Source organism: Amycolatopsis sp. NPDC051716 (assembly GCF_040681595.1).
Classification (GTDB): domain Bacteria; phylum Actinomycetota; class Actinomycetes; order Mycobacteriales; family Pseudonocardiaceae; genus Amycolatopsis.
On the sequence record NZ_JBFAZA010000035.1, the window covers coordinates 47114 to 68723 of the forward strand.

Genomic DNA, 21610 nt, shown 5'->3' on the forward strand with positions numbered 1-21610 from the left:
GCAATGACTGAGCAGGTCCGCCTCGATCGTGACGGCGGGCTCGCCGTCCTGACCGTCGACGCTCCGCCGTTGAACCTCTACACCGCTTCGCTGCAGTCCTCGCTCGCCTCGGCGATCGGCGAGCTGGAGGCCGAACCCGCGCGGGCGCTGCTGATCCGCGCCGAAGGCAAGATCGTCAGCGGCGGCGTCGACGTCTCGCTGTTCGACGCCCAGGGCTCGCCCGCCGAGGCGAAGGTGCTCTTCGACGAAATGCTCGCGGTGCCGGACCGGATCGCGGCGCTGCCGTTCCCGACGGTGTTCGCCGCGCACGGCCTCTGCCTGACCTGGGCGTTCGAGGTGGCCGTGGCCTGCGACGTCATCCTCGCCGCCGATCGCGCGAAGTTCGGCCTGGTCGAGAAGGTCGTGGGCCTGACGCCGACCATGGGCGGCACCCAGCGGCTCGCCGCGCGGGCCGGCGTCGGGCGCGCCAAGGAGTTCGTGATGACCGGCGACACCTACGACGCCGCGACGCTGGAGCGCTGGAACGTCGTCAACCGCGTCCTGCCGGGTGAGGGCTTCGACGAGGCCGCGAGGGCCTTCGCGCGCCGGCTGGCCGAGGGACCGACCCGGGCCCACGCGGCGACCAAACGCGTCCTCGACCACTTCTCGGCCGGCGGCGTCGCCGAGGCGAACGCGCACATCACGACGATCGCGGCCGAGCTCTTCGAGACCGAGGACCTCCGCAACGCGGTGAAGTCGTTCCTCGCCGACGGACCGGGGAAAGCGACCTTCTCGGGGCGTTAACAGTCCGTTCGGACACCGGTTGCCGCCGTTCGGGCGTGCGCGGTTCTCCTCGCGCCGGGTTACATTCGATGTGGTCTAGACCACATCGTCCCCGCCTCGTGCCGCTTGGAGAACCGCCATGAGACGCACCCCCGCTCGACTACGCTCCGCACTCGCCGCCTTGCTCATCGCGCTCGGTGGCACCGCGGCGCTCGCCCCGCCCGCCGCCGCGGCCGGTTCGCTGACCGCCACCCTGGCGATGAACGGCACCACCGGCACCTACACCGTCGCCAACACCGGAACCGCGTCCGTGAGCAACTGGACGATCACCTTCACGCTCCCCGCCGGCGTCACCGCTTCGACGGGCGAAAACGGCACGGTGACCCAGAACGGTACCCAGGTCACGCTGACTCCCGCCTACTACATCGCGACGCTGGCGCCGGGCCGGACCACCTACCCGTACAGTCCGGCTTTCCGGCTCAGCGCCGCGGCGACGCCGACGCAGTGCCGCGTCGACAACGCCAACTGCGACGGTTCACCGGACACCCCGCCGGGCGCGCCGGCGAACCTGCGCCTGGTCGCGAAGACGACCAAGACGGTCGCGCTGGCCTGGAACGCTTCGGCCGCCGGTTCGCTTCCGGTGACCGGGTACGACGTCTACCAGGGGACTTCTCTGGCCGCGTCGGTGACCGGGACGAGCGCGACGGTTTCCGGGCTCGCTCCGGGCACGGCCTACTCGTTCACGGTTAAAGCGAAGGACGCCAAGGGGACCACCTCCCCGGCGAGCGCGGCGCTCGCGGTGACCACCAACAATCCGTCCGATGACACGCAGCCACCGTCCGCGCCGGGAGGGCTACGCTCGACGGCCGCCGATGCGGGCAGCGTCTCCCTCGCCTGGACGGCGTCGACCGACAACACCGGCGTGGTCAGCTACGACGTCTACCGCGGGTCCGTTTTGGCCACGACGGTGACCACGACGGCGGCGGTGGTGACCGGGCTGGCACCGTCCACTTCGTACACGTTCACGGTGCGTGCCCGTGACGGCTACGACAACGTTTCGGCGCCCAGTGCGGCCGTCACCGCGAAGACCGGCGACATCGTTTCCGGCTACGCGAAAGTCGGCTATTTCGTGCAGTGGGGCATCTACGGGCGCCAGTACTTCGTGAAGAACCTGGAGACTTCGGGGGCGGCGGCGAAGCTGACGCACCTGCTGTACGCGTTCGAGAACATCGATCCAGTGAACCTGACCTGCCTGTCCGGGGTCACCAAGGGCACCACGGCCAACCCGCAGGACCCCAGCCAGGGCGACGGCGCCGGTGACGCCGAGGCGGACTACTCGCGGCCGTTCGCGGCGGCGCAGTCGGTCGACGGCGTCGCCGACACCGGCTGGGAGTCGCTGCGCGGCAACTTCAACCAGCTCAAGAAGCTCAAGGCGAAGCACCCGAACCTGAAGGTCCTGGTTTCGCTCGGCGGCTGGACGTATTCGAAGTACTTCTCCGACGTCGCGGCCACCGACGCCTCGCGCAAGAAGTTCGTCTCGTCCTGTGTGGACACGTGGCTCAAGGGCAACATCGCGGCCTACGGCGGCGCGGGCGGGCCGGGCACCGCGGCCGGCATCTTCGACGGGATCGACCTCGACTGGGAGTGGCCCGGCAGCGCCGACGGCCACCCGGGCAACCACTGGAGCCCGAACGACAAGGTCAACCTGACGGCGCTGATGGCGGAGTTCCGCACGCAGCTGGACGCCTACGGCGCGACGACCGGCAAGCGGTACCAGCTGCACGCGTTCACCCCGGCGGACCCCGCGAAGGTCGCTTCGGGCTGGGACCTTTCCAAGATCTTCACTTATTTGGACGTCGCCAACGTGCAGGGTTACGACTTCCACGGTTCGGGCAGCGACAACTCGTGGGAGCCGAACCGAACCGGTCACCAGGGCAACCTGTACGCCGACGCGGACGACCCGTACAACTTCCACTTCAGTGCGGAAAGCGCGATCAACGCGTACACGAACGCGGGCGTCGATCCACGGCGGCTGACGCTCGGCCTGGCGTTCTACGGCCGTGGCTGGCAGGGCGTCGCCGACGGCGGCAAGAGCGGCGAGTGGCAGTCGGCGACCGGCGCGGCGCCGGGTCAGTTCGCCGAGGAAGCGGGCACCCGCGGGTACGCGAACCTGGTGGCGGGCGTGCCGGGCTGCACGGTCCACCACGACACGGCGGCGGTCGCGACCTCCTGCTACACGGGCAACGGCGGCCAGTGGTGGACGTTCGACGACGCCTGGTCGATCGGGCTGAAGACCACGTGGCTCAAGTCTCGCGGCCTGCTCGGCGTGATGGCGTGGGAGATTTCGGGCGACACCGGCGCGTTGATGAACGCGGTGACCGCCGGGCTCGGCTGAGGTTTCGTTCAGCCCGCTGAACACCCCTGTTCAGCGGGCTGAACACTTTCTTTGGAGCTTGACCCGCGATGGTCTGGACCATGACGCTGAGCCGCGCGCGCCTCGGACACCGTCGTCTCGAGGAGAGCCTGGCCACCCCGGCCCCAGCGACGTTCACCCACCAGGGCGTGCTGGTGAGCAGTCCCCAGCTGGACTTCGTCAAGGCCGAGGTGAGCGCCGGCGCCCAGCCGTGGAAGGCGGCGTACGACCAGGCACGGAGCAGCGCATACGCGTCCCTTTCGCGGACGCCGAAACCCCGCGCGGTGGTCGAATGCGGCTAGTATTCGAACCCCGACAACGGCTGCACGGACGAGCGCGAAGACGCGACAGCGGCGTACACGGACGCACTGATCTGGTACATCACGGGCGACGCGCGTTACGCGCAAAAGGCGATCGCCCTGATGGACGCGTGGTCGGCGGTGATCACACGTATTCGAGCTGGCCGAACTCGGGACGCTTCGCGACAATGCTCCGCAATGTCTACCTGAGCAAGGTCATCAACGGCAGCAACAGCAACGGAAACTGGGAACTGTCCATGATGGAGGCCGCGGTCGGCATCTCGGTGTTCCTGGAGGACAAGCCGAGCTTCGACAAGGCGGTGACCCGCTACCGCAACCGCGTGGCGGCGTACGTCTACCTCGCTTCGGACGGCGCCTTGCCCAAGACGGTCCCGGGCAGCGGCCTCTCCTCCCGCGACCAGATCGTGGGCTATTGGCAGGGCCAGTCGACCTTCATGGACGGCCTCACCCAGGAAACCTGCCGCGACTTCACCCACACGGGCTACGGCATAGCGGACGTGGCGGAGACAGTACGAATCCAGGGCCAGGACGTGTACTCGACGGACGTCGGCACCCGCCTGCGCCAGGCGCTGGGGTTCCAGTCGAAGTACCAGCTCGGAGCGGCGGTGCCCTCCTGGCTGTGTGCGGGCACCTCAACCTGGGTCTCGGCCCGGTGACGGAGGTGGGCTTCGACGCGCTCAACACGCGCATGGACATCGCGATGGCGAACACGCAGACACTGACGGACCGCCAGCACCCGGCGGGCTCGAACAACCTGTTCGTGGCCTGGCAGCCCCTGACCCACGCAGCCAACCCGGCTTGATCGCGAGCCCTGGTCTTCCTGACAGGTTTCCGCAGGTCAGGAGGACCGGGGACCCTGGTTGCACGGCCGTTCGGAGGGCGCGCTAGAGTACTTCTCACGCACTCAGCGAGTGCGGGTCCGGGCTGTGGCGCAGTTTGGTAGCGCACTTGACTGGGGGTCAAGGGGTCGCAGGTTCAAATCCTGTCAGCCCGACGGACACAGAAGCCGCTTGGCTTGGGTGAAAGCCCAGGTCAGGCGGCTTTTGCAGTTGACCGCTCTCGGCATCCCCTACAGCAGAACTTCTTGGACCGGGGACCATCTGGGGACCACTCGTCAACCTCGGCCTCTCAAGGGCCTACTGCGTCACCTGCTCGCGACCACCATCGAAGGATCACCTCGCGACACGAACGACAACAATCCTCCAAATGCCGGCCTACTTGACCAGATAGTCAAATTGCTCGCGAAAAAACGGAAATTTCCCGTCCGATGAGTCGTAATCGTTGATCAGCCGCTCAAGATCATCGTCGTCCATGTAGAAGACGAATCCGACACCCGCAAGCGCCGCATCTTTACAACGTTGCGCGAACAGCTGCTTATCAGCAATCTTCCTACAAGCGATAATTCCAAACTTTGTTCGATGAATAGAAAACCGACCCAAAAGTTGATCTAATTCCGGATTACTCGGATCCTTGCTGTAGTTCTTACACTCTACAACCATCTGCGAAGCCATGTAATGACGGCTGATAAACCTAAAGAAACCCTCGTCGGCGAGGTTGTCATAGGTGAGATCTATACGCTTGCGCCCCTCATTGATTTCATCCTCCACCACCATATTGCCAAGGAACGGGTAAGTCACTGCTGCCAGAAGCTCCCCAACAGCGCGATGGTACATGGAAGCGCCGTGCCCTCCGGGAGAAATCGCACGAACTCTCCCCAACAGGGACCCGAAGTCCGGACGCATCGAATGCGTTTTACTTGCGAGCGTGTTGTGGTCAAGCGGAGGGGACGTAGCCATGCCAGGCGTCTCCTTGTAGATCTTCAACGCCGCAGGAAACTCGTTGGTATGTTTGACGACCGCAGCCTTTGTGTTGCCGTACTTTTCAATCAGATCCATCTTATGGACCCGCTTCTCACCTGTTGACTTGAGTGCATACACTAGATTGCTGCCAGCCTTAATCTCCTTCTCTTCATGGAATGGAGCAATCGCCTTCGAATAATACTTCTGAGGATTGAATATGAGGTCGAGCCGGACGATTGACTTTGGCACCAGAAGCAGCAACTCGTCACCGATGCAAGGAAGAAATGATTCAACCTGCTTCCATCTTAGCTCATCGGCATCCCAGATCCAGCCAGCATAGACTTCTTCCGTGGGTATTCTATGATATTCACATTGCTCTTGCGTGTAGTCAATCAGCACGCTTCGGACGACGTTGGTCGTGATGTCCGATACAATATCTCGACCGATCCCCTCGACCAGCAATGCGGAATCCTCAAGGTCAGACAGAAGTCCCGTCTGCGCTGCTCGACTTGCGGCCAATGCGTCAACTACACTTACTGCACCGACCCCACCCAGACCTCGCCCACGAGACCTTCCCCGCGACAAACCGAGGTGAACTTCATTGGGCTCATCCAGACGCCCCAACAACTTAACAACTTCCGCCCGCTTGCCATCCTTTAGACCTATTAGAACTTCAGCAAAAAAGCTTTGCAAGAGGGCGACGCAACGATCATGAAGCCTACCCGACTGGATCCGAATCGCCCTGGGGTCAACAAATACTGGAACATCCGTTGACACATCGACATCAACGAAGTCCAGCTCTGATTGCCGTTGCGGCAGATGGAATATCTCAGATACTCGCATGAAGGACTCCCTGACCATATTAGGTCAAGCACACTACAGAGCTAAACGCAGCCATGCATGATCCATTCGGGTTCGATCAGCAACCCGTCAGCTCTAACGTAACTATCTGGTCACCTCAGCGCATCGATCTCGTCACTCCAACGCGGGATCTCGCTGCTATCCAGGGTGTTGGTGGGCTCTATCGACAAAGGAATCCTATCTCGCTACTTTCAGAGTCGGCCGCGCTGACGACCTCAGGTGCTTTGTCAAGAGAGCGCTGGCGTTTGTAACAGCTAGGTTGTCGGGGTGTAGATACCGCTGGGTGGTGGACAAGGACCCGTGGCCCGCGATCTTGCGAAGGTGATGTACCGGTACCCCAGCATCCGCCATCCAGGTCAGACCGGTGTGCCGCAAGTCGTGACGCCTCAGGTGGTCATACCCGAGCGCTGCCACCACCTCGTCCCATACCGTCGCATCCCGGAGCACCGCGGTCGTGATCCGACCTCCACGGGGGCCCTTGAACAGCCGGCCGTCGGGGTCGTTGTCGGCAAGAGCGATGCGCCGCTGAACCAGCTCGCGGATGTCCTCGATCAACGGCACTGTCCGAGCCCGCTTCCCCTTCGTCCCCTTGTCCACCAGCCCGCCAGGTGACGGCGTCGTCTGCCGGCGAACTGTCCAGGTCCACGACGAGGTGTCGATGTCGCCCACCCGGCAGCCCGAGACTTCCCCGATCCGGGCCGCCGTGCAGGCAGCGAACAGCACCACGTCACCCCAGCCCCGGTACTCCCCCGACGACCGCGCCACCAGGGCGTCCGCCAGCGTCGTGAGCGAGGTCCAGTCCGGCAGCGCCAGCGACCGCGGATCGTCCAACTCGTCCTCGGCGCGCTTGTACTCCTGCTGCCAGCCGGTCACCCGGGCCGGGTTCCGGTCGATTATGCCGTCCCGGAGAGCCTGCTCCATGACCCTGACCAGCACCGCAATGCTGTTCTTCACCGTCGACCGGCTGCACTCGTCAGCGATCCACGCGTGCACCGCTCGGTCGACTGCCCCGTTCGTGATCATGCTGACCGGCAGGTGCCCCAGCGTCGGGACAACCCGCTTCCGTCAGCCAGCCAAGTACGGATCGGTGGTCTTGGCCTCCAGCCCACGCAGAGCGAACGTCATGTTCGTCGTCCCGTAGTCAGCCAGCTTCATCGTCGCCGTGTTCGGGTCGACGCCCTGAGCAGCGGCACGCTCCATTCGGGTGATCCAGTCGCGAGCCTCGTCCTCGGACGCGAACGCCTCCGACTTGCTCGGACGCCTCTTCGTCACCGGGTCGACCCACCGCACCCGACCGCGGTACGGACTCGCCCGCCCAGGCCGGTACTCGACATCAGACGACAACGAGACGCCGAGCGGCAGCCGCACTTCGCCGGCCATCACGCGGCCGCCTGACCTGGATCAACGCGCCTGCTCCGTAGCCACGCTTCGATGTCCGACGCGCTATACACGGTCACCCGCTCGGAGAGCTGAACGAAGGGCGGTCCCTGCGGCGGCCGGGACGTTCGCCACCTCCGCACCGTCGAAGGATCAACGCCGAGCAGAGCACCCAACTCCTCGGTCGTGAGCCACCGCCCATCCACCAGTCGCAGTTCCATGTCCACTCCCCTCTTAGGCCGCGAGCTCGGCTGCCGAAGTTTCTGGAGGTCTCTCCACCGCCAGTAGCGCCCGGTCGTACTCGGCCTTCCACGTGATCCGTTCCGCGATCGCGCGCATCACCAAGTGCGGGCGAGGCGGCACCTGCGGGTCTCCAGGCTCGACCTTCCGCCAGACCTGCTGAGACCGGTCCACCTCCGGCTTCTCGATCCCGACCGCCGCGAGCGCCTGGAGCACGAATGCCCGCCGGTCGGCCTTGTGGTCCACGAGCGTCTTGCCCGACCACTTCCGAGAGACCAGGACCCGGCGGCCGGGCAGCCCGAGCGTGGTCCGGCGGTGGGCCCGGCCCTTGCAGTGCCCCGGCGTGGTCTTGCCTGTGACGCCCTTGGGCTGGACGCCGTAGAGCAGCCAGACCGCGCAGCGCGGCGAACACGGCGTGACCGACAGCTCGGCATGAAGCCGGTCGTGGTGATCAGCCTGGGCCGCGCTATCCGCCTCGACCACCTCACCCGTGGACTTGGTGAGGTACTTCGTCAGGTAGCCAATGTGACGGCCGGCCTCTTCGGTGCCGCCGAGGATGCCCTTCGAGTGCACCTGGCGGCCGAACGTGACCACGTGCGCCGGACGCTCGACCGCCTCCACCGCGTCGCCCCACCTGGTCAGCGACTCACGCGTCTCCGGGTCAACGAAGCCGGTGTCCGGGCCGTCCCAGACCGGCAGGCGATCGGCGTAGACGATCTCGTCATGCGCCGGCCACCAGACCTGGTGATAGGTGGCCTCAGTGACCTGCCGGATCACGTCGTGCGGCACCGAGCCCCGGATCGCCGCATGCAGGTGCGGCGCGGCCCGACGCTGCGGCTCGACAGTGGCGAAGTACTGCGCGTCCCAGCCGACGACCCGGCGGAGGTTCTGCCACCACCGATCCACCAGTGCGGCGAAGTGCACCGCGTCCCGGGCGGCCCGCCGGTAGTCGTACCGGGACGGGTCGACCGGGGCACCGTCACCGCGGACCGGCCCGTAGGTATCGCAGGTCAGCGTCACAAACATGGACGGCCGGAACTTCCCGGCGTACTCCCGACCGACGGTGGTCTTCGCAACCTTTCGCCGGGGCAGGTTCGGCGCATCCTGCCTGCGCTTCGTCGACCGCTTCACCGCCAGTTTGGCCGGGACGTCGAGGGCGGGCAGCCGACCCCGCATCCCGAGTTGCCGAAGTTCCACGTCAACTCCGGCGATCTCCTCCCGCAGTTCCTCGGCCTCCGCCTGGTCATGCTCGACCACTTCCCGGTAGGCCGCGACGAGGTCGGCGCGGTACGTGAGCAGTTCCTTGTGATCCTCCGAGGGTGGCTCGGCGGCGAGGATGGGTTCCTCGGTCATGTGCCAGCCCTCGCGGCACTGGACCTGCCGCAGCGCCTTCGCCTTCCGCGCGCACGGCAGGCAAACCGACTCCACCGTGGACCCGCACGGCACTGGCACGTAGCGGAGCTCGCCGGTAGTGGTGTCCCCAACCTCCATCGTGAACGGGCGGACGCAGACGCCGTGCTTCTCCGCCGTCGCCCGGATCACGTCGGCAGCCAGCGGTGTCCGCATCCGCTCTGCGCGTGTCTCGCTCATCAGGCCGCCACCTCCCCGGGCGCCGACCAGCCGCGCAGCAGGTTGACGGGCATGTCCTGCTTCGCTCCGGCCGGGAGATCCGGGAACGTGCTCGGCTCGAACCGCACCAGGCCGAACACCAAGACCGGGATGCCGCACGGCGTCCGGCCAGTGATCGACAAGTGCACCTGCGTCCCGTCGACCAGCCGCCACAGCCGAGCCGAGACGTCCTCGAGCGTCTGCGTCCACACCAGCAACGCCCGCGACACTTCGGGCAGCCCGTCCACGTCGAGCTGAACAGTGATCGGGCTCAACCAGGCATTGACGTCAACCGACGCGGCCGGCGGTAGCTGGTGCGAGTCGAGGTGGTCGCGGATGGCGTCGAGGAAGATCATCAGCCGGTTCACGCCGCCACCCCCTCACCGCCGTGTCGCAGATCCGCGACACCCCCATTGGTCACGTACGTCTCCAGCGCCTTGACCGTGGAGTCGGAGACCCACCCGGCCCGGATGCGCAACGGTTCGCGGATGCCTTCGCCCCACACGTAGCCCACGCCGGCCTCCGAGTCGCCGATGCGGTTCGCCCACGCCCCGCGCTCGTACGCGCCGTCGCCCAGGACCATGCCCACGTGCGTCTTCGAGGTGACCCGCAGGCATACCCTGCGGGTGAACAGCTCCCGCACGGGAACGGTGTCCTTAGTGGGCTCCTGGACGTAACCGCGGACCGAGATCCCCAGTGCCCGGCCTTGAGTGGTGAGCAGGGCGACGCGTTCCACAATGGCCTCACGGGTCTTGCGGTCGGTGTACTTGGTCAGCGCGCCGATCTCGTCGAACTCCAGCAGCTCCAACGGATACTCCGTCGAAACCGGAATGGTCCGGAGCCGACCGGCGAAGGCGCGCTTGCGTGATTCCATCTCCTCCACCAGGCCGTCGAGCAGCTCGACCGCGTCCTTGCCGCCGACGGCGTAGCGGGAGAAGATTCCGCGCCCGTAGGCCAGTTCCATGCCCTTCGGGTCGATCCCGGACATCCGCACCACCCCAGCCCGGATCGCCGTCGCGGCGGCCACGAGCGGGCACCACATCACCGAGTTCTTGCCCGCACCCGAGGCACCAGCGGTCAGGCAGTGCGCACCGGAACCCAGCAGGGGCACCCGCCAGTCACGCCCGTACTCGGTCCGACCCGCCCAGACGTTGCGCAGGTCCACGCCGGTCGAGTCGACGCCGTCCGGAACCTGGGGGCCGGCCACCCCGCCGCCAAGGAGGTCACGCCGCTGGAAGTCGATCGACACGACGTTGGGGGCCAGCTCGCGAACCTGACAACGAGCAACCTTCCGCGCGACAGCCAGCGCACGGGCGGCATCGTCGAAGTCCTCCGGCTTCTGCCCGGCCACCAGCTCCACCCGCACCTCATCCCACGAGGCACCGGAGCGGACGCCGAGCACCTTGGGCAATCGCGTGCCGGAGCGGGTCGAGGTCGAGCGGGACAGCGCGCGTCGACGGCCGACGAGATTCACGTTCACCACCACCGGCAGCGCCTCGTCCCGCGCCGACAGGCCGCAGGCGTGTAGCCACTCCGGAAGCTTCCGCCCGTACACGGCCCAGCGAGCCCACCAGGAGCGCAGGAACCGCCAGCACCACTGGTCAAACGAGACCGCGTCGATCATCCACCACATCGCCAGGACCACCGCGACGCTGCCAAGAGTGATCGCCAGCGACAGCCAGCCGACCAGCTCACACCAGCCGTAGACCGCGACGATGGCGAGGCTGGTCCGCCAGCGCGTCACAACCTGCGCAAGCATCCACACGACCGCCTTCCACAGCCACCACAGGGCCACGAACACCACGGCCGCCGCAGCCAAGGCTTCCAGGATCGAAGCCAAGGCGCGGCCGACCTTGTGCAGCACCCACACACCGAGCCCCAGCCCGGCCAGGGCCACTATTGCGAAGCCGGGAGACATCACCGACCACCCCGCTTCACGTCGAGATCCAGCTGCAGCATTCCCAAGCAGGGCGCGCACTTGGTCTCACCGGGCAGGAGTTTGGCGAAGCGTTTGCAGGAGGCGCAGCGCGTTCGGGTGACCCCCGTTGACGCTCGCCGGTTGTCGTCGTTTAGCGTTGTCATTGTTCACTTCCGCTGGTTGTGGACAGCGCAGGAGCGGCAAGGTTGGTAGCCAGGTTCCGCTTCTGCGCCTTAACGGATCACACGCACCCGCAACAGGACGTGCTTCATCACCGCACGCCGGAGCGCGCGCTTTTCGCTAATACTGTTGACTTTTCGGTCGTCTACATGGGACTACTCAGTAGGCGTCCCTTCCGCCTGAAGTTCCGCCGAGATCTCACCCGCCTTCCGCTCCTCGTATCCGGCCCAGTACAGCGCCTCGTGGTGATGACCCCGGTCGACGTCGGCGACCGCCTTGTACAGCCGCGCGTTGCCGAGGCGGAACGCCAGCCACACCGCCGGGTTCGCGTCGTTGGGTGGCCGGCGGTCCATCACGACTTCGTGGGCGTCCCGCAGCGTCTTCGGCTCAGTCCTGCGCACGGTCAGTCCTCTCCGCGCGGGCTTCCAGCAGGGCCGCCAGGTCCTCGGCGTGGTCGCGGAGTCGGCGCAGGAACACCGCGCACCCCGCCCAGGCCGTCTGGTCCTCCGGCGGCACCAGCGTCACCACGCACAGCCCACCCGCCAGCACCAGGACCGGCGGATGTGACGCGCCCGTCCCGGTCTCCTCCACCGTCACCTCGGTACCCGCGCCCACCGTCCAGCGCAGCCCCAGCCCGTCCCACGTCGCCGTCATGCTGTTCCCACTCCCGGGCCAAGTCGGCGAACCCCTCGGCCGCCGACTCCAGCGCCGCCACACACCACCACGGCAACCCGCGCACCTGCGCCAGCTCCTGCCACGCCCGCGACACCCGCCGAGCAGCATTCGCCGTGTTCGCCGCACTCACCGGCGACAACACCGCACGGCCGTGCTCCCACGCGGCCATGTAGTCCCGATACGCCTGCTCCCACGCCTCGACCCGCTCGCGGAAGCCCATGCCTGTCACGCCGCCTTCGCCGTCTCACCGGACCCACCCGACCGAGACGGCTTCGCGTTGCCGGTGGCCTGCTTGAACCCGGTCGCACGGAACACGTAGGACTGGTACTTGAACTCACCCTGCCCCGCCACACGCGGTTCCGCCGTCAGGCCGTCCAGCTCGATCGGCCGCATCCCGGGCAGCGCCTCCGAGGTGGTCGGCACCGGCTGCACGTCGGCGAGAAGGCTGATCTCGAACGACGCCCGCTTCGCCCGCGTCTCCGCCGGGTCGGTGACCATCACCTTCCACTGCCGCTTACCCGTCACCTCGTCCACCCGCTGCCGCACAGGACGGTTCGCGGCCCGGTCCTCACGCGACTGGTACTCGTTGTCCGGCGACACCTCGCCCACCATCACCAAGCCCTGCGGAAACGCGTCGTCGAAGTCGATGCCGAACCGGTGTCCCTTGTCGATAGCCATGCTGAATCCCTTGTGTCGTCTGTTAGTCGGTTACTTCTGGCGGCTCTCCGCCTCGTGCCGCTGCGGCGTCCAGTACCGCGCTCACCTCGTCCAGTTCCCTCCGCAGTACGGCGATGGCGTCGGAGTCCACGAGCAGGACCACCGGGAACGCCTTGCCGAACCGGACTTCCGCGCGGTTTGCGTACGTCAGCGCCCGGACACGAATCGGCAGATCAGCCGTGACGTGGATCTGAACCGTGTCGCGCATGCCACGCCGCGCCTACGCCGCACGTCGGCGAGGGACCGCCCGCTTGTCCAAGCCAGCCAGCCGGACAGTCGCTTCAGTGGTCACGCGTTCCTCCTCGGTGTCCTGGCACCGGGCCTGCCCCGGCAACCTGACACTCAATCTCCGCCAAAACGCGGGACGTGATCACCACGTGGCGGGACATCTCGGGACGTCCCTGGTACCGTCGAAGACGTCCCTACACGTCCCGAGGGGTGCCGATGCCGAACGAACGCCTGCGTGACGCGCTGCTGCGCAACGGCCTGACGCTGGAGCAGGTCGCTAAGGCCGTCGGCGTCGATCAGAAGACCGTCGAGCGCTGGATCACCAAGAACCGGACGCCCTACCCCAAGCACCGGCACAAGATCGCCGCCATGGCGCGCGAGTCAGAGACCTACCTGTGGCCGGACTCCGTGGCTCCCGAGCGCAAGGCCGAGACGGCCGCCGCCGAGCTTGTGCAGGTCTTCCCGCACCGCAACGCCGTCCCCGTCGAGCTGTGGGACCGACTGATCAAGGACGCATCGGAGACCGTCGAGATCCTGGTACACGCGGCGTTGTTCCTGGTGGAACGCCCGCGGTTCATCAAGGACCTGGCAGCCAAGGCAGCGGCCGGGGCGAAGATCCGGCTCGTATTCGGAGACCCCGAGGGGGACAGCGTCGCACTGCGCGGCGAGGAAGAGCAGCTAGGCGACGGGACGCTTGCAGCGCGCATCCGCAACGCCCTGGCGTTCTACCGGCCACTGATCGGCGTCGACGGTGTGGAGATGCGGTTCCACAACACGACGCTCTACAACTCGATCTTCCGGTTCGACGACGAGATGATCATTAACACGCACGTGTACGGGTTTCAGGGAGCCCACGCCCCGTCCCTCCACCTGCGGAGACTGTCCGCCGGGGACCTCTTCGAGACCTACTCGGAGAGCTTCGAGTCAGTCTGGAACCTCGCCAAGCCGGCCACCTTCTAGGAGGCAGCATGACCCGAGTCGACTACTACAACGACCCGAACGCACCCAAGGCCAACAGCATCGCAGTGGCAGTGTCCGCATTCATTCAGGACGACGAAGGCCGGATCTTGATGATTAGGCGCACTGACAACGATCTGTACTCGATCCCCGGCGGCCAGCTTGAGCTCGGCGAGACCCTAGCCGAAGCTGCAGTCCGGGAGGTTCGCGAGGAGACCGGCATTGAGTGTGAGGTCACGGGGGTCATCGGCCTGTACTCAGACCCCAAGCACGTCATCGCCTACGACGACGGCGAGGTAAGGCAAGAGTTCTCCATCTGTTTTCGAGCCTCGGCCATTTCCGGGGATCCGCAAACCAGCCTGGAGAGCAGTGAGGTCATCTGGGTTCACCCAGATGACGTGAACGACCTCGAAGTTCACCAAGCAATCAGGCTAAGAATTAATCATGGACTCGAAGCGGGAGACCCTTTCTTCACGTAGCCGCCGACGTCAAGCATTGAACTTCTTCAACAAGTCTAAGGTAAGCTGAGAGCGCTTCAACTGATCAGAGGAGCGCAGGTTACCGCCTGCAACTTCGACAACGACCGCTGCCGCTTGCCGGAAGTAAGAGACCTGATCCGGACGCTTCAGTGCCGCTATCAGCTTCCGCGAGTCCTCTTCAACCTTTGCACTCTTCAAGGGAGCAGCCTTGTGTCCAAGCGCTTGGTATGCATAAACCATTAGAATATGATACCTGGCGGGCTTGTAGAAAGCCTCCAAGACCGTCCTAAACGCGTTTTCAAGTTTGTAGGCCGCAAATGCGCTAGCGACATACGGAATAAGTTTGTGGTCATCCTGAAAAATCCTAGAACCAACTTCGTTGTAAAGCTGCTTAGGATAGCGGGCCGCTACATGCGGCGAGTCCAGAAACACCGCCGACAAAGCTCGCATTTGGTCACTAATAGAAACCAGTCGAGTTTTTGTTACTTCTCGACCGAAAAATTGCCCCGACCTGCGTTCGTACGTCAGACTGACACCTTCGGTGTCGATCCGATAGAAGTCCTCTAATCGCTTTTGAAACTTATTTAAAGCAACTAGATCGTTTTCTTTAACCTCAGTCTGAGAGTTTGTTGCCTGCGTGATCTTAGTTGCTATATCAGCATCTTCAGTGACAACTATACGGATGGGAACATAGGTCGAGTCGGCGTTGTCTCCCAGGTGCTCCTTAGACAAGTATGCACAATGACTAGTCTGGCCACCATTGACGATCTGATATCCAGAAAGAGACATCGCATCACCCGGCTTGGGGAAATACGATGACGCAACGACAGTGACGCCGTTGTTGAGAACAGGGAGAAGGTTTCGATCATCCGAGGCAAGCGTGGAGATGATCTGCTTATTTACTGAGTTGCCAGTCCCTTGAAACCCGCGTACGTTATCGTAGAAAACGCGCTCATCAAGGCTTCCTTCGTCATTCTCAACCAGTCTCAACAACTCCGAGACGGAGACCACGCCGATTATCCCTTGCGTGACACCCTGCATCTTAGGAAGATTTACCGACTTTTCCAGCTGGATCTCAACCTCGTTAGACACATTTTTCTTGGTCCAAAGGTCATGCAAGTCGTCCGCTCCATGGACGCGCACAGAGACTCTACCCACGAACCCAAGTGATGAGATCTGCCCCCGGACCGTCTCGACCCGATCCACGACAGTCGAGTCCTCCACAGCCACCCTTGGCGCAGTGGTTGTGAAATGTAGGGCGACCGCAGGCGGCGACTTCAGCTTTGCAGCGTGATTTTCGAAGATATAAGACAAGGCACCTGCAACACTCACTAGCCTCTGGAATGCACTATCGACCGAGTTGTTCAAGATCTTCAAGGCAGCGTCGCCAAAGTTCAATATTTCAGATGAAGAGACGCCGGCCGACTTCTTCGCCTGAATCAGATGCAATGACACTTCGAGCCTGTTAGTACCGTCACAAATCTCGCTCGCGTCGGTCTTATCCCAAACGAGTTGACTGTTGACCTCTAGAGCGACTACATCTACACCGATTGCTCCAGGGTCCAGCAAAAAGTCGGTTCGTTCAGCCTGTGAAAGAAGGTAGTCGGGAAGAAGGATGCTGGCAGCAAAAAGTTCGAATGCGTCGGAATCGCTGAGAGATTCAAGCTCCTCCGACTGTTTGAACTTGTTGAACAGGCCCTGCACGAGGGGATTCATCTTAAGGCTCCATTAGTTGCCGAACTTGGCTCTATGGGATCAAGGGCGCGCCGCCGCTGCGCGGCGCGCCTGTCGCCTATGTAGCCCCTCGCCTTGGCGGCCGCATCCGCGTCCGACACGGCGGGCTGCCGCTCCGCTTCGCCCGCCGGCCGGGCGGTACGGCCGCCAGCGGGTCACCTGACGCAGCGCCGCGCAGCGGCACCGCACCCCTCCCCTGTGACAACGTTGGCCTCCTCGACGAACTACAAGCGGTCTGACATTCGGGTCGTTCGTGAGTCGATCTCTGTTACGCCCGTCGCGGGAGACCTCCATCCCGACGCCTGATCGTGACAACGGCCGGTAGCACCGCGTCAAGACGATGAAGCGTGTCTTGACCCGGCACCACCGGCCGCGTGCTGGCTTCATATCGGGATGCAGGGCAGGTTGTGGCGGGGTCCACCACGTCGTCCGGCGTGTACGCCAGCGAGCGCAAACAAGCGACCGACACGCCAACGACCAGCTCGACCTCGGGGACCAGTCGGGGACCACACGTCATGCACACCGATGAACGACCAGGTGTTCGCGACACGCCAGTTGATCAAGCGCACGTGCCGTGAGCTGCGTAGACCCCGACTCCCCCGTCCTGGGGGTCAAGGGGTCGCAGGTTCAAATCCTGTCAGCCCGACGGACGCACTTGAAGGGCCCGTGAGGAGCATAACCGCTGCTCACGGGCCCTTTGTCATGATCACCAGAGACGATGGAAGTTGATCTCGCGCTTGACCAACCGGGGACAGATTGGGGACAGATTCCGGCTGCCGCTGTCTACTGCGGTCAGATCGCGCGCAACTGCGGCCGTCGGGGCGCTGACAGGTGCTTGGTCAGTAGCTCGCCGGCGTCCATCACCGATCGGAGGTCTGGGTGCAGATATTGCTGAGTGGTCGTCAACGATCCATGCCCGGCGATCTTGCGCAGAACATGTACGGGCACGCCGGCGTCCGCCATCCACGTGAGTCCGGTGTGCCGGAGATCGTGTCGACGGAGATGCTCGAACCCGAGCTTGCCGACGATCTCGTCCCAGTGGGTCGCGTCGCGAAGAATCGCCGTCGTGACCCGACCGCCGCGCAGTCCAGTGAACAGCCGCGCCATCGGATCTAAACCGACAGCAGCCAGAAGGCTTGCAACCAAGGGCCGCACTTCCTCGATCAGCGGCACGTCTCGCAAGCGCCTGCCCTTCGTGGCCTTATCGATGAGCCCTCCTGGAGCAGTGGGCGTCTGCCTGCGCACCTTCCAAATCCAGGTGTCCCGATCGATGTCGCACACTCGAACACCAGACACCTCACCGATCCGTGCCGCGGTAGAGGCCGTGAATGTAACGATGTTGCCCCAGCCGGCAAACTGATTCGCCGAACGGGCAACCAACGCCGACGCAAGCCGCACGAGCGTGTCCCAGTCCGGAAGCGCCAGTGATCGCGGGTCATCGAGCTCATCCTCGGCAAGCTGAAATTCGCGTTGCCATCCGCTGATCCGAACCGGGTTACGGGTGATGAGTTCGTCGCGGTACGCCTGCTCCATCACGCGAACCAGCATGGCAAGGCTATTCTTGATCGTGGATTTGCTGCACCCGTCAGCAATCCAACCATTGCCGCGCGATCAACTGCACCATAGGTGACCATTCGCACGGGTAGATGCCCAAGCGCTGGCTTGACACGCTTACGCCAGCCCGCGAGGTACGGGTCGGTCGTCTTCGCAGCGAGTCCCCGGATGGCGACGGACAGGTTGTGGTCGCCGTACTCACCGAGCGCCATTTCGGCCATTGCCGGATCGACACCGCTCGCGGCGGCCCGTTCCATGCAGACGATCCAGTCATCGGCGGCGTTCCTGGTCGCGTGAGGCTCGGAGATCGACGGGTAATCGCCCGTCTCCGGGTCGACCCAACGAACCCTCGCCCAGTAGGGCTTCGGCCGTCCGGCTCGAAATTCGACGTCAGTTGCGAGCGATACACCCATCGAAGGTGTCCGACGTTTCTTCTTTCTTGCGACCATAAGGGCAGAGTACGGCACATTGAACCCCTTGACTGCCGCAATTTACATTTTCTTTCGCTGCGCAAATTGCGACACTCCCATATTTCGCACATTGCTCACATAAAACACGAATAAGCACGTCAATAACGTGCCCAGCGTGGCGCCGGCATCGGGACGCACCCTGCGCTGCGCGCGCCACGTCGCCACCAACTGCCGCGCTTGAACTGGCTCTGATGCACCCAACGATCGACGTTCGCAGTCGTCGTGACTGCCATTGATCAACTTGACAGCCTCGCGTGACGCACGCCCGGAGTTGTCTCGCGGTGCCGCACCGCCACCGGACAGACGTCTACCGTTAACTCCTGGAGACGGTAGCGTCGAGGACCCTATCAACGACTAGCTAGATGGATTGGCCGTCAGATTCACCGCTGACGACGGCGACGACGTCGCAAGGGGGCGCAATGGGCGAAACTGACGACGACTTGATCCTAAACCCGACCGAACGGCGGCTCGTAGGCCACGTCGAGCGCGGTGAATGGCTCGACCTGGTCGGTGACCAGCCAGTCGATGAACCGGCCATGCGCTCCTGGGACGACTCACACACCGTGCGCGCTGTGGTGATCCGCGAGATCGTACTCGGCCGCCTCGCGGCTAACCCTGACCCGCATGGCGTACAGCTTCGCGGAGCCCGTATCGAAGGTCGGCTCGACCTTGAAAACATCATCAGCTCCGTGGCGATCAAGCTTCGCGACTGCCTGTTGCCGGCCGGCGTGACCGCTCGCGGTGCCACCCTTCACGTCCTTCACCTGGCGGGATGTCATCTGGCCCATTCCACAGTGTCCGCGTTGGACGCGAACATGCTAAACGTTCCGACGCTTGTTCTCATGGGCGCAACCGTTACGGCCAGCTGCGATGCGGGTGCCGTGAACCTGCTTGGTGCCCATATCGGCGAGCTCGACTGTGATGGTGCACACCTGAGCAACGACTCCGGCCCGGCTCTGTATGCCGACAATCTGCACGTAGAGCACGGTGTAACTCTTATGGGTGGATTCACGGCTATCGCATCTACCGCTTCATACAGTACCGTCAGCTTGCTCCACGCCGACGTCGCCTTCCTTTCGTGCGATGGCGCAAAGCTACACAATGATTCAGGCCCCACCCTCGTCGGCGACGGTCTACACGCGAAGCAGGGGGTGTTCCTACGTGGCGGGTTCGAAAGCTCCGCCTCGAGCGAAATCGGCGGAATCCGACTACTCGGTGCCCACCTGGGCCACTTAGAATGCGATGGTGCGCGTCTGAGCAACGACTCCGGCCCCGCCCTCTACGCCGACGGCCTGCATGTAGACCAACACGTGTTAATCCGACATGGGTTCGAGGCAGTCGGTTCTGGCAGCTACGCCGTCCTCGACCTTTCCCACACGGAGATCGGCGGAGGCTTGATATTCGACCCAGAACGGTTAGAACACAGCACCGATCCTCATGCCCGGCTCCAACTGGACGGCCTGACCTACGCCGGCTTGCCGGTGGGGATTTCCACCAACGAGTGGCTAAATCTTCTGCGTGAGGGCACACCCAAATACTCGGCTCAGCCTTACCAGCACCTCGCAGCTGCGCACCGCGTCGCTGGCCATGACAGCCAAGCCCGACGCATCCTCATTGCCCAACGGCGCGACCAGGTCCGCCGTAGAGCGCTCACCGGACGCTCCGCACGGATCTGGGCCCGACTTACCGGACTGACTCTCGGCTACGGCTATCAGCCTTGGCGAGCTCTCCTCGGCCTGCTTGCCGCCATCGTCACCGCCGTCATCCTCGCCATCAATCTTGGCAACCACGGTGGCCTCGTCCAGACCCGTACTCCACCCAGACCCACGCCGACCGGATGCACCGTCGTCGAACAAGTCGGAGTGGGCCTCGACCTCGCCGCCCCGCTGATAAACACTGGCGCCCGTGCACGCTGCGACACCACCGACTCCGTCACCGGTCAGGTCCTCACTGCCACCAGTTGGGCTTTACGCCTGCTGGCTTGGGCCTTCGCCACCCTGTTCGTCGCAGGCTTCACCGGAGCCGTCCGAAAGACCTGATCCGCCGACATGCGACCCGCTGTCTTCCGTGGCATCCTCGTAACACCCGTAACTGCGAGCATGGAGGAGAGATGCTCCCCTACCACACTCTTCCTGGGGGAATACCAGGCATCGAGCGGCCAGGGCCAAACAGTATCGTGGAGCTTCTTCAAAGAGTGCTCCAGAGAGAGGGTTTCTACGGCGGCCCTGTTAACGGCGGATTTACTGCTGCAACAGTCACAGCGGTAAGGAATTTTCAGGCCGCGCGGGATCTTACTGCCGACGGCATCGTCGGACCCGCGACGTGGAATGCGCTCCCAGCAGAAACTTTGCAGGGGATACCCGTAATCAGAGAGGGATCGTCGGGCGGAGCCGTGGCGTTGCTCCAGCGATGCTTGCGCCGCCAGGGATATGATCCCGGCCCGATTAATGGCGTTTTTGGTCCGAAAACAACCGCAGCGCTCAAGCAATACCAGCAGACGGGTGCCCCAGAAATTGTCGTCGACGGCATCTGCGGGGCTCAAATATGGCCTCTGATGGGCTGAAGCCAACAGGCGCCTCTCGACTCTTTGGGACGTAACCACGAGTTGCCCAACACATCGGAAGGTGTCTATCAGCCTGCAAGTACTGCGACACGGCTTCCTCCAAAGCGGTCAGTAGGTGAGGTGGTCGTCGTCGGTGCGGTAGCGGTGGATCTCGGCGGGGATCCCGGCCCGCTGGGCCGTGGTGGCGCAGTAGGTGGCGCCGCGGGAGCGGTCGCGGATGAACGCGAGGCAGATGTCGGCGCCAGCGGCGGCCATGGCAGCGTTGCGGACCATCCCGGCGGCCGGGCAGAACGACGCTCCGCGCTGGCCCTGGCGGCGGTGCCCAGGCGGGCAGCTGGTGGCGCACGGGCCGCGCCAGTCGGCCGGCCACCGTTCCACGTCCCCGCCCCAGTGGGTCCAGCATTGTTCGGCCAGCAGGTCCGCGCCGTGTCCGCAGGCGCCCGACACTAGGACTGCGCCCGGGAACTTCTGCCAGACGCCGGCGAGAGCGTCCCGGATCGCAACCGCGTCGATAAACGTCCGCGACCCGGTGACCAACACGCGCGGCCGGCCGGTCATCGCGTCTCCCACAGGAACACCTCGACGGCCGCGCTGATCTGCTCGCTGACACGGGCAGCCTCGATCACGGTCAACACCGCGGTCCCCGGACCGCTGCAGGTGACGCGGCGGGCGTCTCGGACTGCTCGCGGGTCCTCTTCGGCTTGGCCATCGCGCGTCTCCTGTCTGATCTGGACGGTGATCGCGCCGGGCGGAAG

General features: G+C 64.4%; 25 protein-coding genes and 1 tRNA gene. 11 read left to right on the forward strand and 15 right to left on the reverse strand.

What is annotated here, in order from left to right:
• Positions 1-3: 3 nt before the first annotated feature.
• From AB0M30_RS36400 to AB0M30_RS36430, 7 genes are all read left to right on the forward strand, one after another.
• Positions 4-783 carry an enoyl-CoA hydratase/isomerase family protein gene (locus AB0M30_RS36400; RefSeq protein ID WP_364593657.1) on the forward strand — a complete coding sequence of 260 codons (780 nt, stop codon included), beginning with the start codon at positions 4-6 and terminating at the stop codon, positions 781-783.
• A 160-nt stretch (positions 784-943) separates the two neighbouring features.
• Positions 944-3157, forward strand: a complete 2214-nt coding sequence (locus AB0M30_RS36405; protein WP_364593861.1) for a glycosyl hydrolase family 18 protein — start codon at positions 944-946, stop codon at positions 3155-3157.
• Positions 3158-3237: 80 nt separating this feature from the next.
• The gene (locus AB0M30_RS36410; protein WP_364593660.1) at positions 3238-3477 is read left to right on the forward strand and encodes a hypothetical protein; all 240 of its coding nucleotides are present in this window, start codon (positions 3238-3240) and stop codon (positions 3475-3477) included.
• A gap of 78 nt (positions 3478-3555) precedes the next feature.
• Entirely contained in the window at positions 3556-3684 is a 129-nt protein-coding gene (locus tag AB0M30_RS36415) for a hypothetical protein (RefSeq protein WP_364593864.1), read from the forward strand.
• Positions 3663-4151: a hypothetical protein gene (locus AB0M30_RS36420; protein WP_364593663.1), complete on the forward strand. Its 489-nt coding sequence runs from the start codon at positions 3663-3665 to the stop codon at positions 4149-4151. The genes AB0M30_RS36415 and AB0M30_RS36420 overlap by 22 nt, the downstream gene beginning before the upstream one ends.
• A complete protein-coding gene (locus tag AB0M30_RS36425; protein WP_364593666.1) occupies positions 4148-4297 on the forward strand; it encodes a hypothetical protein in 150 nt (49 codons plus the stop codon). The genes AB0M30_RS36420 and AB0M30_RS36425 overlap by 4 nt, the downstream gene beginning before the upstream one ends.
• A gap of 118 nt (positions 4298-4415) precedes the next feature.
• Positions 4416-4489, forward strand: a tRNA-Pro gene (locus AB0M30_RS36430).
• A 220-nt stretch (positions 4490-4709) separates the two neighbouring features.
• On the opposite strand, the gene AB0M30_RS36435 is transcribed toward AB0M30_RS36430, so the two are convergent.
• The 11 genes from AB0M30_RS36435 to AB0M30_RS36485 all read right to left on the reverse strand — a co-directional run bounded on the left by AB0M30_RS36435 (position 4710) and on the right by AB0M30_RS36485 (position 13078).
• Positions 4710-6137, reverse strand: a complete 1428-nt coding sequence (locus AB0M30_RS36435) for a hypothetical protein (RefSeq protein WP_364593669.1) — start codon at positions 6135-6137, stop codon at positions 4710-4712.
• A 195-nt stretch (positions 6138-6332) separates the two neighbouring features.
• A complete protein-coding gene (locus AB0M30_RS36440; protein WP_364593672.1) occupies positions 6333-7178 on the reverse strand; it encodes a site-specific integrase in 846 nt (281 codons plus the stop codon).
• 42 nt (positions 7179-7220) lie between these two features.
• Positions 7221-7427, reverse strand: a complete 207-nt coding sequence (locus tag AB0M30_RS36445) for a hypothetical protein (RefSeq protein WP_364593675.1) — start codon at positions 7425-7427, stop codon at positions 7221-7223.
• A 107-nt stretch (positions 7428-7534) separates the two neighbouring features.
• Positions 7535-7753 carry a helix-turn-helix domain-containing protein gene (locus tag AB0M30_RS36450; protein ID WP_326949832.1) on the reverse strand — a complete coding sequence of 73 codons (219 nt, stop codon included), beginning with the start codon at positions 7751-7753 and terminating at the stop codon, positions 7535-7537.
• A 13-nt stretch (positions 7754-7766) separates the two neighbouring features.
• Positions 7767-9362 carry a replication initiator gene (locus AB0M30_RS36455; protein WP_364593678.1) on the reverse strand — a complete coding sequence of 532 codons (1596 nt, stop codon included), beginning with the start codon at positions 9360-9362 and terminating at the stop codon, positions 7767-7769.
• Positions 9362-9748: a hypothetical protein gene (locus AB0M30_RS36460; RefSeq protein WP_364593681.1), complete on the reverse strand. Its 387-nt coding sequence runs from the start codon at positions 9746-9748 to the stop codon at positions 9362-9364. Before AB0M30_RS36460 ends, AB0M30_RS36455 begins: the two co-directional genes overlap by 1 nt.
• Positions 9745-11298 carry an FtsK/SpoIIIE domain-containing protein gene (locus AB0M30_RS36465; protein ID WP_364593867.1) on the reverse strand — a complete coding sequence of 518 codons (1554 nt, stop codon included), beginning with the start codon at positions 11296-11298 and terminating at the stop codon, positions 9745-9747. Before AB0M30_RS36465 ends, AB0M30_RS36460 begins: the two co-directional genes overlap by 4 nt.
• 335 nt (positions 11299-11633) lie before the next feature.
• Positions 11634-11885: an AMED_5909 family protein gene (locus tag AB0M30_RS36470; RefSeq protein WP_364593870.1), complete on the reverse strand. Its 252-nt coding sequence runs from the start codon at positions 11883-11885 to the stop codon at positions 11634-11636.
• Positions 11866-12132 carry a hypothetical protein gene (locus AB0M30_RS36475; protein ID WP_364593684.1) on the reverse strand — a complete coding sequence of 89 codons (267 nt, stop codon included), beginning with the start codon at positions 12130-12132 and terminating at the stop codon, positions 11866-11868. Before AB0M30_RS36475 ends, AB0M30_RS36470 begins: the two co-directional genes overlap by 20 nt.
• A 246-nt stretch (positions 12133-12378) precedes the next feature.
• The gene (locus tag AB0M30_RS36480; protein ID WP_364593687.1) at positions 12379-12831 is read right to left on the reverse strand and encodes a hypothetical protein; all 453 of its coding nucleotides are present in this window, start codon (positions 12829-12831) and stop codon (positions 12379-12381) included.
• 22 nt (positions 12832-12853) lie between these two features.
• Positions 12854-13078, reverse strand: coding sequence for a hypothetical protein (locus AB0M30_RS36485; RefSeq protein WP_364593690.1), 225 nt, complete (start codon positions 13076-13078; stop codon positions 12854-12856).
• 236 nt (positions 13079-13314) lie between these two features.
• Here AB0M30_RS36485 and AB0M30_RS36490 point away from each other — a divergent pair, with 236 nt between their 5' ends.
• Both AB0M30_RS36490 and AB0M30_RS36495 read left to right on the forward strand, forming a co-directional pair.
• Positions 13315-14058, forward strand: coding sequence for a DUF5919 domain-containing protein (locus AB0M30_RS36490; RefSeq protein ID WP_364593692.1), 744 nt, complete (start codon positions 13315-13317; stop codon positions 14056-14058).
• An 8-nt stretch (positions 14059-14066) separates the two neighbouring features.
• On the forward strand, positions 14067-14534 hold the full coding sequence (locus AB0M30_RS36495) for an NUDIX domain-containing protein (RefSeq protein WP_364593695.1): 468 nt from the start codon (positions 14067-14069) through the stop codon (positions 14532-14534).
• Positions 14535-14543: 9 nt separating this feature from the next.
• Here AB0M30_RS36495 and AB0M30_RS36500 read toward each other — a convergent pair whose 3' ends face one another.
• The 3 genes from AB0M30_RS36500 to AB0M30_RS36510 form a co-directional block, all read right to left on the reverse strand.
• A complete protein-coding gene (locus tag AB0M30_RS36500) occupies positions 14544-16250 on the reverse strand; it encodes an AIPR family protein (RefSeq protein WP_364593698.1) in 1707 nt (568 codons plus the stop codon).
• Between the two features lie 810 nt (positions 16251-17060).
• Positions 17061-17816 (reverse strand): site-specific integrase, encoded by a 756-nt coding sequence (locus AB0M30_RS36505; protein WP_364593701.1) that lies wholly within the window; start codon positions 17814-17816, stop codon positions 17061-17063.
• Positions 17801-18271 carry a hypothetical protein gene (locus AB0M30_RS36510; protein ID WP_364593704.1) on the reverse strand — a complete coding sequence of 157 codons (471 nt, stop codon included), beginning with the start codon at positions 18269-18271 and terminating at the stop codon, positions 17801-17803. Before AB0M30_RS36510 ends, AB0M30_RS36505 begins: the two co-directional genes overlap by 16 nt.
• Before the next feature lie 440 nt (positions 18272-18711).
• On the opposite strand from AB0M30_RS36510, the gene AB0M30_RS36515 reads away from it, so the two are divergent.
• Both AB0M30_RS36515 and AB0M30_RS36520 read left to right on the forward strand, forming a co-directional pair.
• The gene (locus tag AB0M30_RS36515; protein ID WP_364593707.1) at positions 18712-20331 is read left to right on the forward strand and encodes a hypothetical protein; all 1620 of its coding nucleotides are present in this window, start codon (positions 18712-18714) and stop codon (positions 20329-20331) included.
• Between the two features lie 71 nt (positions 20332-20402).
• Positions 20403-20855 carry a peptidoglycan-binding protein gene (locus tag AB0M30_RS36520; RefSeq protein ID WP_364593710.1) on the forward strand — a complete coding sequence of 151 codons (453 nt, stop codon included), beginning with the start codon at positions 20403-20405 and terminating at the stop codon, positions 20853-20855.
• A gap of 108 nt (positions 20856-20963) precedes the next feature.
• On the opposite strand, the gene AB0M30_RS36525 is transcribed toward AB0M30_RS36520, so the two are convergent.
• Positions 20964-21425, reverse strand: coding sequence for an SLOG family protein (locus tag AB0M30_RS36525; RefSeq protein WP_364593713.1), 462 nt, complete (start codon positions 21423-21425; stop codon positions 20964-20966).
• Positions 21426-21610: the final 185 nt, after the last annotated feature.